General features: G+C 41.3%; 13 protein-coding genes and 1 pseudogene. All 14 read right to left on the bottom strand.

What is annotated here, in order from left to right; translation table 11 throughout:
• A partial coding sequence (gene ftsZ, locus SORDD24_RS00645; RefSeq protein WP_081103474.1) for a cell division protein FtsZ occupies positions 1 to 1,020 on the bottom strand: 1,020 nt, incomplete at its 3' end.
• A 16-nt stretch (positions 1,021 to 1,036) separates the two neighbouring features.
• On the bottom strand, positions 1,037 to 2,407 hold the full coding sequence (gene ftsA, locus SORDD24_RS00640) for a cell division protein FtsA (protein ID WP_061406620.1): 1,371 nt from the start codon (positions 2,405 to 2,407) through the stop codon (positions 1,037 to 1,039).
• A 213-nt stretch (positions 2,408 to 2,620) separates the two neighbouring features.
• Positions 2,621 to 3,325: a YwaF family protein gene (locus SORDD24_RS00635; RefSeq protein WP_061406618.1), complete on the bottom strand. Its 705-nt coding sequence runs from the start codon at positions 3,323 to 3,325 to the stop codon at positions 2,621 to 2,623.
• Positions 3,326 to 3,520: 195 nt separating this feature from the next.
• Complete coding sequence (locus SORDD24_RS00630; RefSeq protein ID WP_061406616.1) at positions 3,521 to 4,132, bottom strand: NUDIX hydrolase N-terminal domain-containing protein; 612 nt, start codon at positions 4,130 to 4,132, stop codon at positions 3,521 to 3,523.
• Positions 4,119 to 5,492: a UDP-N-acetylmuramoyl-tripeptide--D-alanyl-D-alanine ligase gene (locus SORDD24_RS00625; protein ID WP_061406613.1), complete on the bottom strand. Its 1,374-nt coding sequence runs from the start codon at positions 5,490 to 5,492 to the stop codon at positions 4,119 to 4,121. The genes SORDD24_RS00630 and SORDD24_RS00625 overlap by 14 nt, the downstream gene beginning before the upstream one ends.
• Positions 5,493 to 5,574: 82 nt before the next feature.
• Positions 5,575 to 6,618 (bottom strand): D-alanine--D-alanine ligase, encoded by a 1,044-nt coding sequence (locus tag SORDD24_RS00620; protein WP_061406612.1) that lies wholly within the window; start codon positions 6,616 to 6,618, stop codon positions 5,575 to 5,577.
• Between the two features lie 237 nt (positions 6,619 to 6,855).
• Positions 6,856 to 7,383 carry a hypothetical protein gene (locus SORDD24_RS00615; protein ID WP_061406609.1) on the bottom strand — a complete coding sequence of 176 codons (528 nt, stop codon included), beginning with the start codon at positions 7,381 to 7,383 and terminating at the stop codon, positions 6,856 to 6,858.
• An 85-nt stretch (positions 7,384 to 7,468) separates the two neighbouring features.
• Positions 7,469 to 8,002 carry a hypothetical protein gene (locus SORDD24_RS00610; RefSeq protein ID WP_061406607.1) on the bottom strand — a complete coding sequence of 178 codons (534 nt, stop codon included), beginning with the start codon at positions 8,000 to 8,002 and terminating at the stop codon, positions 7,469 to 7,471.
• Positions 8,003 to 8,053: 51 nt separating this feature from the next.
• A complete protein-coding gene (locus SORDD24_RS00605; protein ID WP_061406606.1) occupies positions 8,054 to 8,683 on the bottom strand; it encodes a hypothetical protein in 630 nt (209 codons plus the stop codon).
• Positions 8,684 to 8,691: 8 nt separating this feature from the next.
• A pseudogene (locus tag SORDD24_RS00600) lies at positions 8,692 to 10,261 on the bottom strand (virulence protein).
• Positions 10,252 to 10,623, bottom strand: a complete 372-nt coding sequence (locus SORDD24_RS00595; RefSeq protein WP_231082632.1) for a hypothetical protein — start codon at positions 10,621 to 10,623, stop codon at positions 10,252 to 10,254. Before SORDD24_RS00595 ends, SORDD24_RS00600 begins: the two are co-directional and overlap by 10 nt.
• Positions 10,598 to 10,888: a hypothetical protein gene (locus tag SORDD24_RS00590; RefSeq protein ID WP_061406602.1), complete on the bottom strand. Its 291-nt coding sequence runs from the start codon at positions 10,886 to 10,888 to the stop codon at positions 10,598 to 10,600. The genes SORDD24_RS00595 and SORDD24_RS00590 overlap by 26 nt, the downstream gene beginning before the upstream one ends.
• 302 nt (positions 10,889 to 11,190) lie before the next feature.
• Positions 11,191 to 11,787, bottom strand: coding sequence for a recombination mediator RecR (gene recR, locus SORDD24_RS00585; protein ID WP_000966754.1), 597 nt, complete (start codon positions 11,785 to 11,787; stop codon positions 11,191 to 11,193).
• Positions 11,788 to 11,797: 10 nt separating this feature from the next.
• The gene (gene pbp2b / locus SORDD24_RS00580; protein WP_061406601.1) at positions 11,798 to 13,840 is read right to left on the bottom strand and encodes a penicillin-binding protein PBP2B; all 2,043 of its coding nucleotides are present in this window, start codon (positions 13,838 to 13,840) and stop codon (positions 11,798 to 11,800) included.
• Positions 13,841 to 14,037: the final 197 nt, after the last annotated feature.

Genomic DNA, 14,037 nt, shown 5'->3' with positions numbered 1-14,037 from the left:
AGTTTTAGCTGATGGGCGGCCTGTTGTGTATGGCGCATGAGAACCAACTACTTTTTCCACTCGATCTTGACGAACACCTGTAGCCACAACGGTCACACGGATTTCATCTTTCATACTTTCATCGATTGATGTTCCAAGCCAGATGTTCACTCCTTGACCAGCTGCTTGGTTGACGATTTCTGAAGCTTCTTCGGCTTCAATCAATGTCAAGTCAAGACCACCCGTAACGTTAACGATGACATCTTCAGCACCGTCAATAGTTGTTTCAAGAAGTGGTGAGTAAATCGCTTTACGAGCTGCTTCAACGACACGCTCTTCACCACTACCAATACCGATACCCATAAGGGCATTCCCTTTGTTTGCCATAACCGTTTTCACGTCGGCAAAGTCAAGGTTAATCAATCCTGGGTTCGTGATCAAATCTGTGATTCCTTGAACACCTTGGCGAAGAACGTTATCTGCTTCACTAAGTGCTTCAAGAAGTGGCGTTTTCTTGTCAACAATCTCTAGCAAGTTGTTGTTTGAGATAATCAACAAAGTATCAACATGCTCGCGAAGTTCGTTGATTCCTTCTACAGCGTACTGACCACGTTTGCTTCCTTCAAAACCGAAAGGACGAGTCACAACACCAACTGTAAGGGCACCAAGATCTTTAGCAATACGTGCGATCACTGGGGCAGCACCTGTTCCAGATCCTCCACCCATACCAGCAGTGATGAAGACCATGTCTGCACCGCTGATTGCTTCAGTCAGAGCTTCTTCGCTTTCTTCTGCAGCCTTACGTCCAACTTCTGGACGACCCCCAGCACCCAAACCACGAGTCAATTTTGGACCAAGTTGGATAACTGTTTCTGCTTTCGTACTGCTAAGAGCTTGTACATCAGTGTTGGCTGCGATAAATTCTACACCAGCAACACCTTCGTCAACCATGCGGTTGATGGCATTACCACCACCGCCACCGACACCAATTACTTTAATAATTGCGCCTTGAGCTGCTGCTGTATCAAATGAAAATGTCATAATTTCTTATCCTCTTTTATTCATCAAACATGCTTCCGATCAAACCACGGAAACGTTCTGTTAGCTTCGGTTTACTTTGAGAACTTGCTTGGAATTCTTCCTTAGGAGCAACTGGAGCTTCCGTCACAGTTTCAGCTGGAGCTGCTTGTGTTGGACTTGGTTGCGCTACTGGATTCAAACGTTGATTTGGAATACCAAAGTTGATTGGTTTTTGACGAAGGAATTCATCTCCTTTAACCGCTTTTTGAGCAAGAAGATTCACTTCTGTCAATTTACCAGCAAACTCAGACAAACTAATCACATGAGCAAATGCAGGGTTGCGAATTCCCACTTGGTTTGGTACGTGAAGTTTTACTCGAACACCAAATACTTCTTGGGCCAATTCAACAATTCCTGGCAAAATTGCATTTCCACCGATAAGGACGATACCACCTGGCAAATCTAACAAGTGTCTTCTTTCCAACTCTTGTTTGATTTGGTCAAAGATATGTTTGATGCGTGCTGAAATAATTTCTGCTAAGTAGCTTTCTGTCACTTCAACAGGCTCTACTTCACCAATTACTTCAACTTGGAAAGTTTCGTTACTTGCTAGTGTAACATAAGCTTCACCATAGTTGAGTTTCAAACTTTCAGCAATTTTTTGAGATGTTTTCAAGACTTTAGAAATGTCTTTTGTAACGTAATCTCCACCTTCTTGGTAGATGTTGGTGAATTGCAATTCCTGGTTACGGATAGTCGCTACAGTAGTTTGACCTCCACCCATATCGATGACAGTTGCACCAAATTCGCGTTCGCCTTCATTGAGAACGGAGTTCACAATTGCCAAAGGTGAAATAATCACATTATCAACATGAATACCTACACGCTCCACTGTCTTGCGGAGATTGTGTAGAATTGTACGAGGTCCTGTGTAAAGCAGACCACGCATTTCCAAGCGAACACCCATCATACCACGAGGGTCACGAATTCCTTGGAAACCATCCACGATGAATTCTTCTGGAATAAAGGTAATCACTTCACGGTCAGGAGTCATGCTCTTTGTCAAAGCTGATTTGACAACATTCTCAACATCCTGGTCTGTGATTTCTTTAGTATCTGAAGTAACAGGGATCATTCCTTGTGTTGGTTCAACCTGCAAGAGGTTTGCTGGAAGCCCAACGTTAACAGACTTAATAGAAATACCAGCTTTCTCTTCTGCCTGTGTGATTGCGGATTTGATCGCTGAAGCAGCTGCTTCAATATCAACAATAATTCCGTCTTTGACACCTTTACTTTTGGCGTTACTTACACCAATTACGTTTACTTCGCCATCTCTATGCTCAGCCACTAGCACTTTAATCGAGCTAGTTCCGATATCTAAGCCTGTAAAAAAACCATCTCTAGTCATTACATCGCATCCTCTCTGTCTTCCAAGTTTCTCACTTCTATTTAATAACTATACTTGGGCATAGCTATTCACAGAATATTATAACACAAAAAATCCGATTGTGCTCAGATTTTGATAAATTTCTAGAAAAATTCTTCTTCTAAGAGATATTTTGAAGTTAACGTTCACAATTTTCTTTTTGTTTCTTAAAAACCAAAAAAAGAGAAGATCATTTTAGATCTTCTCTTGAATAAATTCTTCCGATTTTTGTTGTAAAAAATTTTCTACTAATTTCCCTGTTAAGCGAATTGCTATTACGATAACAGTCGAAACAATGAGATAATTTAAGGGTTGGCCGAAGCTCCCAACAAGTGGTGGTTTGTTTAAAAAACCATAATCCCCACCTACAACTAAATTGACACCCCATATCAAGCCATTTAAGGCGAAGGTAATCACAGCCACATTCTTCAAATCGAGAAGGGAAGGTTGATAGTTTCTAAACAAGTATAGGAGCGCATTTCCTAAAAGGGCAACATGTCCGATAATGAAGGACAAAATGGTCACGTGTGGAAATGGGTAAGGATCAAAGAGTGGGTAAGCCAGTGCTGCTGTTGCTCCAAAAGTTCCTAAAAAGGCAAAGTACTGTTTGTACTTGGATGTCCCTGGAATCAAGAGCATCACAAACATGGCGATACGGCAATGATAGAAGGGCAAACTTTCTGACAGAGGCATGAGATTTCCCCAATACCAGCTATACAGAACAATCAGTTGAACAGACTGAAGGATCTGAACAAAACGCTGGTAAGCCACTTTATCGCGAAAACGATAAGAAGCATAGAAAGTAAGAGCCAGTAAACATAACAAACCAATGTACCAGTGGAGTTCAAACTGGGGCGGTTCTGATATCTGTGTGGTAAATAATTTAGCCCACAAATTCATATTCTATTCCTCGTTCATCTAGCTAGAGGCAGTAAAAAATTCACTTTCCCCAGCTTTTAAATTTTTTGAAAAACTTGATTCCATGCCATGCATAGAATACTTGCGTCTTAAATTCGCAACCTATTATATCATTTGTATTGCAGAAATGCACCTTGCAGATACCCTTTTTTGATTTGTCAACTTCTCTAGCATAAACTAATCAACATATTGGTCTCTTTGTCCTTTATAAACCTGCCAAAGAATCTCCATTTGCTCCTTGGTGATGCGTTTTTCAGATAAGGCCGGCAGTTGGTCAATAGCAAAAAATTGAAGCTCAGCAATCTCTTGATTTTCTTGAAATTGTCCATCAAAAAGCTTACATTCAAAGACAAACTTTGCATATTGTTTGCTCTGTAGTTGGAAACGATTAGTGTCAAAAACTGCAAGTAACCTTTCAGCTTTTGCTGTAAAACCAGTTTCTTCTTCAATTTCCTTAAGAATATTTTCGGTTGGAGAATAGCCAACTTCACCAAAACCACCTGGCAAAGCCCAACTATCCTCCCCTTTTCCTCTAACTAAACAGACTTTTTCATCCTCAACAATCCAAGCACGGACGTCCATCAGAGGAGTTGCATAAGCGGACGTTGGTTTCAAGACTTCTGCCACTTCTTCTGCATCGAGGTCTGATACCTGATTCAACATTTCAGATAAAAGGCTTCGCAAGTCTTCGTAACGCTCGCGGTCAAAAGGATCTTTTGTAAAGGTTAATCCAGTATCTGTAATGGCAATCATTCTTTGCAGATACTTGGCAAAATCACTTGCTCCCATTTTCTAAACTTTCTACCAACTTGGCTAGATTCATGGAGTTAGAGCCTTTGAGCAAAATTTGGTCATTGGCACCGAGGTTTTCCTTGACCTGCTTTATCATAGACTCAAATTGATCTTCGTCAGCTGTTTTTTTGAAGTAATAAACGTGGCCGATTGGGAACATTTGACTAGCCAGCTGGCTTAATTCCGCAATGTCTTCTCCGTAGAAAATAACGGTATCCAGCACATCTGGTGATAGGCTCAAAATCATCTGATTATGGAGTTGGACAGACTGGTCGCCGAGTTCCTTCATGTCTGCCAAGACAGCGATTTTCTTGCCTCCTTCGTTGGCTGGAATAGCCGAAAAAGTCTCCAAAATCAACTTCATCGCTGTAGGATTGGCATTATACACATCTGACAGGATATCTGCTCCATTGGCCGCTTTCTTCCACTCGGTGCGATTACGCGTCAATTCAAGATTTTGGAAGGCTAAACGAATTTGCTCCTCTGAAACTCCCTCTTGCAGGGCAACATAGGATGCAATCATAGCATTAGTAGCGTTGTACTTGCCAGTTACTGGCAAATCAAGGGTTTGCTCCAAGAAATTGGCCTTGAAGGTCAGACTATCTTTGCGCTCAACCAAGTCGGTAATTTCCAGCTCTGCTCCTTGACCAAAACGAACCACCTTTTTATCAGTTGGCAAGTAGTCCTCTACGATAGGGTCAACTGGCACCAAAAGCAAAGAATCTGGTGCCAGCCCGTCTGCAATTTGCATTTTTCCTTTGGCAATCTCGGAACGGTCTTTGAAAAAGGCCAAATGAGCTTCTCCAACTAAGGTCACGATGGCTGTCTTGGGGTGAGCCAATTCAGACAAGAGATGGATATCTCCCAAGTGATCCTGCCCCATCTCCAAGACCAACTTTTCTGTTTCCTCAGGCATATGAAGAACTGTATAAGGAAGCCCGATCTCGTTATTGTAGTTGCCTTGTGTTTTGTAGGTCTTGTATCTTGTTGACAGTAAATGCGCCAGCATATCCTTGGTCGTTGTCTTACCATTTGAACCTGTAACAGCAAAGACATCAACCGCTGTTTTTTCAAGATAGTAGGCTGCGAGAGTTTGAAAGGCAGTCAAAACGTCGTCTACTAGAATGTAGGGATGATTTGCAACCTCTTTCTCAGTCAAGGTTACTACTGCACCATTTTCAAAAGCTGTTTCGATAAAGTCATGACCGTCACGCGCTCCCTTGAGCGGAACAAACAAATCTCCCTTCGCAATCAAGCGACTATCAAACTCAGCTTTTTCTATCTGGGTGTCCTCAAAGATGCTGACATCATTTTTAGCCCCAACAGCTTGTGCCACTTCATGGATTGTTAATTTCATTTCTACTCCTTTAAAAAGGGGTGAAGTCCGAGAACTCTAATCACCTACAGTGACGGTTCCGTCTTCTACCCTCTCTTTCATTTTATAGCAAATGCGCTTCGCGCTTGTCAAAGCTTTCCTTAGCAAAGTCAACCAAACGCTCGATTAGTTCTGGGTAGCTGATTCCCATATTGTCCCAAAGTAGTGGATACATAGACCACTGGGTAAAACCTGGCATGGTATTGAGCTCGTTTAGGAAAATTTCGCCCCTATCTGTATAGAAGAAATCACAACGAGATAGACCAAGGCCACCGATTGCACGGAAGGCTGTTTCTGCATTATGGCGCATGACAGCAACCACATCCTCACTGATCTTAGCAGGGATGTCCATGGTAATCTTGTTGTCGATATACTTAGCATCGTAGTCATAGAAGGCAACATCCTTGACCACTTCACCAGGAAGCGTGCTCTTCACTTCGTAGTTGCCCAAGAGACCAACCTCAATTTCACGAGCATTCACCCCTTGCTCTACCAAGACACGGCTGTCATATTGGAAGGCAAGTTCCAAAGCTTGACGGAGTTCCTCTTGATTTTCAGACTTAGAAATACCGACACTTGAACCCATGTTTGACGGCTTAGTGAAGACTGGATAAGTCAGTTTTTCTTCAACTTCAGCTATTTTAGCAGTCACATCATCCCCTTCGATGATAGCCACATAAGGAACTTGAGCAATCCCAACAGATTCTAACACACGCTTGGTTGTGATTTTGTCCATGGCAAGGCTGGATGACAAGATATTACAGCCGACATAGGGCATTTTCAAAACTTCTAAAAACCCTTGAACAGAGCCATCTTCTCCCATAGGACCATGAAGAACTGGAAAGACCACAGCGCCTTCTTCGTAGATAGCACTTGGCGCAATTTTCTTGTCCCAGTCAATGGCCTCATTTGTCATAAGACGATCCTCTTGACCTGGAGTCTGGCTAAATTCTTGTGTTTTGATAAAGTCACCTGACTGACTGATAAAGAAAGTCTTGACTGTGAAACGGTCGTAGTTGACCGCACGCATAACACTTTCAGCTGAAAGGACAGAGACTTCACGCTCTGCACTACGCCCACCGTATAAAAGAATAATTGTTTGTTTCATATTGCTTGTCCTAATTCTAATAGAATACTCGTTCTTTAGTATATCATATTTGCTTCTTTTTTGAAACTTGTATCTAAAAAAGCCCTCATTTGAGAGCTGAAATTTTACCTATCCACCACTTGAGTTTCAAAGTGTGCTGGTCTGTCATCTACAGCATCTTTTTCTAGTAAAATTCCTCAACACGCCCAGTTGTTCATACGGCATTGTGCTGAGCAAGAAGCCACTTTCTCTGGTAAACTATCCATACAAAGTCTGATACATCTTTTCCATGAAAGCCTCAAGCTCTTTTTGAACAATGTTTAATAGGTGCTCTTCTTCGGATTGAGAGATGTTCACTCTCTCATTTATATTTTTTTCATTTATTTGAAAATAGGCGCTAGAAACTAAATCAAAGTTCTTATCCAATTCATATAGTGCACTAGTTATTTTACCATCTATCTCTATTTCAAAATAAGCAGTAACCCCATTCCGTCCAGGATGCGATATTTTGAAATCGATGTCTCCTTTTATCCCTATGGAGTCAATTCCTCCATCCAATCGAATAGCTCCATCGGGTGGAACGACATAGCCCGCTTTACGGATGTCAGGTGCATATTTTTCTGATGCCATCAAACGTTGTAAGACGACTATATTGTCACTCTCTTCAAAGGAGGTTTTTAATTGCATATGTTCTTGGTGGTTTTGATACTGAAAATAAAGATTCAAGCCAGTAGCTAGGGCAATTACAGATCCAATCACGATTAGTATTTTTTTAAGTCCCGACATTTTTTTCATCCCCTCTATCTAAATAAGCATAGAAGTGTTGTTCATACAGCATTGTGTTGAGCAAGAAGTTACTTTCTCTAACAATCTAACCATACAAGATTTGATACATTTTTTTAATGAAGTCATCAATCTCGCTTTGAACACTTTTCAACAAGTAAGCTTCTTCGGATTGTGAGACAGAAATAATCTCTCTTTTCCCGTTATCATTTTGCTGAGAATAGCTAGAATCAATTAAATTCAGCTTTTTATCTAAAATAAAAGCTACATGCGTTTGTTTTTCATTAACTTGTGTAATGAAAAACAACTGAAAATCCTTAGCATCTTTTTTTGGAGGGCTAATTTTCAAGTGTAGTTCTCCTTCTATTTCTAATGGATAAATAACTCCATCCAATCGAATAGCTCCATCAGAAGGAATAGTATGGCCTGCCTTGCGGATATCAGACGCATATTTTTCTGATGACGTCAAACGATGAAGAACTTCAATTCTTTCATTTTTTTCAAAAGCTTCCTTTAAAGCACTAGATTGTTGGAAATGATTGTAAGTAAAATATAAAGGAATCGCTAATAGGAACAAGGACAATACAATCAACCACTTAAACTGTTTTACTTTATCTAACATTCGCCTTTCCTCTATCAACACTCTCTTTCAAATAGGTGGGATTATAAATTCTCACTCATCTTCCTCGTCATCATAAACTGGCTCACCATGGATTTTGATGTATTCTTCATTCCTGCGTTCGTCTTCTTCCCAAACCGAGTCTCTTACATCGTCCATAAACGGAATTTCTTCCAAACTCAGCTCATTAGCCTCTTCATAACTCATCGAAAGGATAGCCTCATGCCGTTTTTTAAATTCCTCCACACTTAACCAGCTCTCTTTATCATCTTCGCTAATTTGCCCGTCAATGACCTTTGCAATCTCAAGCGCCATAATATACATAGCTCGTTTATCAACAGTGAGAAGGTCAAGGTGCTTAGAAGCAATTCTTAAACATTCACCTTTCTCACGAAAATCCGACATGATAGCATCTTCATAGTCTAACTGTATGTATTCTGACTTATGGGATAAAAAATCATACTTTATCCCTTCCTTAATCTGAACACTTTTCCATCTATCATCATGAGTTTTCTTGTCTAATTCTAAGTGAATAGAAAGTTTCTCAATCGGTAGTTCTAGATACCCAGCATACGACAAATCCGGCTCTTTTCCATCTTTTTCCTCAAACCACATCCTTTTCGCTAGTTCCATGTAATCAAATGGAATTTCTTTGGTGTAATCACCTTTGATGTAAACTTTCATTTTCCCTCCTATGATTTTAACCACTTAACAGCTTTTAAAATATATTTGACTAATTGATTTTTTTCATAATTTGATAATTTATTCAATTCTGAAATATCATCAATCCATTCTCTAGCACTTGCTGCATCGACAATTTCATCCATTCCCCTATGGGCATTAACTCTATAACCTGACTTTCCCTCCCCCTGACTGAATCTGAACTTTACCACTATGGGGTTCTGCATCTACGCGAATATTCGCTTTCTTTCCTTTTACTTTTCCTTCAACAGTCCCAAAAGTCTTACTCGTAGGTTTATTGGCCTTCCAGCTATCGTAGTTGCTAGAATAATCAACCTGAATTTCGCCATTTTGTAAGGCTGTCTTTGTGATAGCTGATAAGCTAGTTACTGCTCCACTAGCCATCAGTACATTCCCATATTGTACCCCTGATACAGATGCTGCCGTACCAGCTACGATACTTGTCCCTGCTGTTGGTGGACCAGCCATGATACTCAAGACTTCAAGGGCGCCACTCGCAAAGTAAACTCCCAATCCAGAGAATATTTGAGCTACTCCACTCCAAAATTCGGCTGAATTTGCTTCAAAGTTTTGTGCTTTTAGTTCATCAAACTTTTTGTTGACCAAATGAGTATAGTCAGCATCGTATTTCCCGTTTTTTGAAACGACATAGCCTTGCTGAAATGGGTAAATTTCAATGATATTCCCTGTTTCGTCAATCTTAAGAGTGTGATTGTAGTCGTCAATTATTTTATCCCATTCAGACTTGTCGTGACCTTTTAAGCGCTTCTTTAATTCGGCACGATAGTAGGCATCACCATCTTCCGATAGCATCATATCCCTAGAAGCTTTATTGATGGCACGAGTTTCAGAGTCTTGAAAATCTCTTTTGGCATGCGAAACAATCTTCACATCCTTCATCTTCTGTACCCAGCTCATGTCCACACCGTCCGCATAGTAGTTGCCATCGCTATCGACAATGACTTTACTTAGTTGCGTAGCTCCTTGAATCGCTAAGCCAAGGACTTCTAGACTATCACTAAAATACTGGGAAACCTGTGAGACAAAGAATTCTAGTTTTTCAATCTTGTTTTCCAAATCCTGAATACCTGACTCGATTTGAGACTTGGTATTGTAGAGGATGGTCTTCTCAGAGAAGGCTTTCCCCCAATTGAGACTAAAGAGATCCGTGATTTGATTTAGCCAGTTCTCCCTCGCTTGAATCTGAGCTTCTACGATAGCTAACTGCTCTTCCCTCAGCTTTTTCAGTTCCTTGAGTTGGTCTAGGTCCAAATCACCATATCCAGAGACCTGAGCATCCGCATATTTGTAGGATGTCAACTCTAGTTGGATATCGTCTACCGCTTCTTGTAACTTCTTGATACAGGGGATGATAATGTCTGTAAAGAGACCTTTACCCGCTGTGTAGGCTGCTCCTGACAGTTCACCTGAGTCTAAAGAGGAAATCAGGTGGTCACATCCACTAGATAAGCGGTCCGTGACTTCGTTTGCGACTTGGAGGTTGTTCGTCATGGCCTGAATCAATTCTTGGGATTCTTGTGCGCTGTATTTTACTCCCATGGTAGCCGATTCCTTTCCGCTATCAGTTCTTCTCTGGCTTCATCGAAAGTTCGACGAGCCTTCTTCGTTTGTTTTCCCAATTCATCCAGTTCCTCTTCTACATAAGAGTTGATCTGTCGTTGAATGGTTCTATTATCACTTTCGATTTGCTCTATCACCTGACGAGAACTAGGCGAGATAGCTAATAGAGTCGCCATACGATGGTGGATACTCTGGATTTCTGAGTGAAAGTGAGTTACCTGCTGTTCATATTGTCTTTTTAGAGTCTGAAGACTTTCTTCTTTATCGTCAATCTTGACAATTTCTCGCCAAAGTTTGTAGCGTTTTTCTTCGTTCTTATCTGCCATTTTTAATGTTCCCATCTCTCTTAGACAGCTCTACGTCGCGTTTTTCAATCTTATGAGCAATTTCTGGAAACTTATTTGCTTGGGTCAAAACAGCCGAGCTGAAATCACTGACTGCCTGAAGCATTTGGTTGCAGGCCTGACGTCCCGCTTCCATCCCAGCGATTTCAGAAGTATATGAAAATTCTACTTGCTGATTTTGCTTCTTGCTCGTGTCATACCCGACCAATTCATTAATAGCTGCCTCTGCTGCTATCGTGCTAGATTTTATCTTTCCACCCATACTTCAAACTCCCCTTATTCATTGTATATTGACCATATCATAACACAAAAATAGTGCGATTTCAAAACAAACCCTAAGGGCAAATGCGCTCATCTCCTTAGAGTAAACTCTATCGCTCAGTGAATGAGTTTGACAAAGACGCCACTAGTCATTTTGGAAACCCGTTTTTTGATGCCTTATAATTTGAGTAGTCTTATTAGCAAGGCTTGTTCACCTCTCGTGAGAAACAGAAAAAGACAAGCCCTAGAAAAATTCCTAGGGCTCGTCTTATGTGTCAAAATGAGCTACGTTTTAACTGACTCCTACAACTCTGTCCGATTTTCAATGGCTCGTAAGAGTGTGACTTCGTCCGCATACTCGATATCTGCTCCCACGGCTAGACCTCGTGCTAGGCGAGTGACCTTGATACCAGCTGGCTTGAGGAGACGAGAAAGGTACATAGATGTCGCTTCTCCATCCGCTGTCGCATTGGTTGCCACAATCACCTCTGAAACCTCACTATCCATGAGACGGGTCATGAGACTCTTGAGGTTGATATCGTCTGGGCTGATACCATTCATCGGAGAAATGAGGCCGTGCAAGACATGATAGAGTCCATGGTATTCTTGGATATTTTCCATAGCAGCCACATCGCGACTATCCTCTAACACCAAGATGGTTGTCTGGTCTCGAGTCGGGTCCGTACAGATCGAGCAAGGATCATCATCGGTCAAACGGCCACAGATGGAACAATAGGTCAATTCCCGTTTAGCAGACAGGAGATTTTTGGCAAATTCATTGACATCGTCATCAGACATTCCAATGGTATAGAAGGCTAGGCGGGTAGCCGTTTTAATCCCGATACCTGGTAACTTTGAATAGCTATCAATCAGCTTGGCAATAGGTGTTGGATACAGCATAAGTTCCTTTCTAATTCATTGGATGGTGTTGGTGATAAAGATTGATAATGTCGCGTGCAATCGAAGGTCCGACACCGTTTGTTAGATTGGTGTTATGAGGAAAGACGACTGCGACCGCGATTTGAGGATTTTCGGTTGGTGCATAGGCGACTGCGTTGGTATTATTGGCTTTTTGACCGCCATTAACGTAACTTTCGGCAGTACCCGTTTTCCCACTGATGGAAACGGCTGCGCCATTTGAAAAGGCACGACCAGTTGTCAGAGCACTCGTTCCATGCGAAACTTGATAGAAACCTTGCTGCAAGATAGCCATATCTGATTCTGAGATATTGACCTTGTTTAGTTCCTTAATGGCTGTTTCTTGAACCAGACTGCCTAAGCCACCTTGTTCGTTGTTTCCATAAATCCCCTCAACAATGTGGGGGGCAATCCGAACACCGTTGTTGGCAATAGTTCCAACGTACTGGGCCAATTGCATTGGGGTGTAGTTATCAAACTGACCAAAGGCATTGGTAATGTAATTAGCAAAATTATACTCTTTTGGTATAAAACCAGTTGACTCATCTGGAAGGTCAATGCCTGTTGAGGCTCCAAGACCATATTCCGCAAATGTCGAACGAAGTTTCCCCATGGCGGATTCTAAATTGTTAGTTAAAACAAACATATTGGGTTGATAGGTCTGACCCATAATGCCCAAAGCCGTTTGAACCATATAGGCATTAGAAGAATACTCCAAGGCTTCCACAGCTGTAATCGGGAATGAACCGTAGGCTTGAGTATACCATGAATTAATAGGGGCCGAACCTTGGAAAACAATCGGCTGGTCTGTCAAGGTTTGATTACCTGACAAGACTCCATTTTCCCAACCAGAGCTGATGGTCGCTGCCTTAACAACAGATCCTGGCACAAAGACGTTGGTTATCGTTCCAAGCGAATCTGAACTTAATTTACCGGATTTGACATCATGCTTGACACCTGACATCGCCAAAACTGCTCCGGTTTTAGGATTAAGAGCTACAGCGTAGACTCCTTCAGAGTATTTGGCTCCACCATTGCCCAACTCTGAGTTGAAGTAACTCTTGAGTAGGTCATCCACACCATCCTGGAAAGCTAGATCAATCGTTAACTTGATATTGTTTCCTTTGCTTCCTTCTTCAACATTTTCCACACTTTCCATATTTCCGTGTTTGTCGAGGTGGATTTCTTTGACGGAGCGTTTGCCTTGAAGAACATCTTCATATTGCTTTTCAAGATAGGAAGTTCCCACTCGGTCATTGAGAGAATAGCCTTTTTTGAGATAGGCATCAACTTCTTCTGCTGGAAGTCCTGACTTTTCATTTGAAACGCTACCGACGATTGTCGATAAAGAAGTGTCCAGTACTTTACGATCCCATGAGGTTGAAATGCTGATACCTGGTAATTCCTTGGACGCTGATGCAACGAGAGCAACTTGGGTATCATCTAAGCCATCAGTAGAAATGGTGCCCGTCGCAAAATTTTCAACGGCATTGAGCTGACTAAAGAGATAGATTTCCTTTTTCTGGTCATCTGTATAATTAAGTTGACTCACCTCAATACTTTCAACTGCATTATTGTAGAGAGTTGCTTCTGATAAACGATTTCCATCTGAATCCAGGCGTTTATCACTTGGCAAGGATTCGACTGTTTTTTTGTAAACATCCTGGTCCGCCAAGTAGTAGTCTGCAATCTGTCGATCTGTCAGATCAGGAGAGGTTACATTTACATAAGTGAGGAGTTTCTTGGCTGTCTCCTTCAATTCAGCTGCCGTCATTTTATTGTTTCGTGTGAAAGAAACAACCTGCTTGACAGTATTTTCTACCAAGGGTTTCCCTGTCGCATCATAGATCTGTCCACGAGCTGAACTGGTTGTTACCCTTGTTTGGCTGGCTGAGGCCAATTTTGTTTCATAGAAATCTTTATTGAGCACCTGCATGTATAACAAACGACCAATAATGGCCATAAAGAGCAGGATGACAATCGCAAATAGTAAATTAAGCCGAATCGGAATCGAATGGCTATTAAATTTTCTCATACAACTAAGACTCTTTTCTAGAAAAATTCCCGATTTCCACCTTTATTTTCCCTAAAATAATAGAGTAAATAGGTGAATCTCAGTACATTTCATTGTACCATATTTTACGGAGAAACTCTTGGAAAAGTCGAAGCATTTTTTGACTTTTAACTGAAAATGCCTTTTTATTTGGTTATCTTATTTTCTATGATATAATG

This window comes from Streptococcus oralis, assembly GCF_001579175.1.
In the GTDB taxonomy this organism is placed as follows: Bacteria; Bacillota; Bacilli; order Lactobacillales; family Streptococcaceae; genus Streptococcus; species Streptococcus oralis_O.
This window is presented reverse-complemented; position numbering and strand designations above follow the sequence as displayed.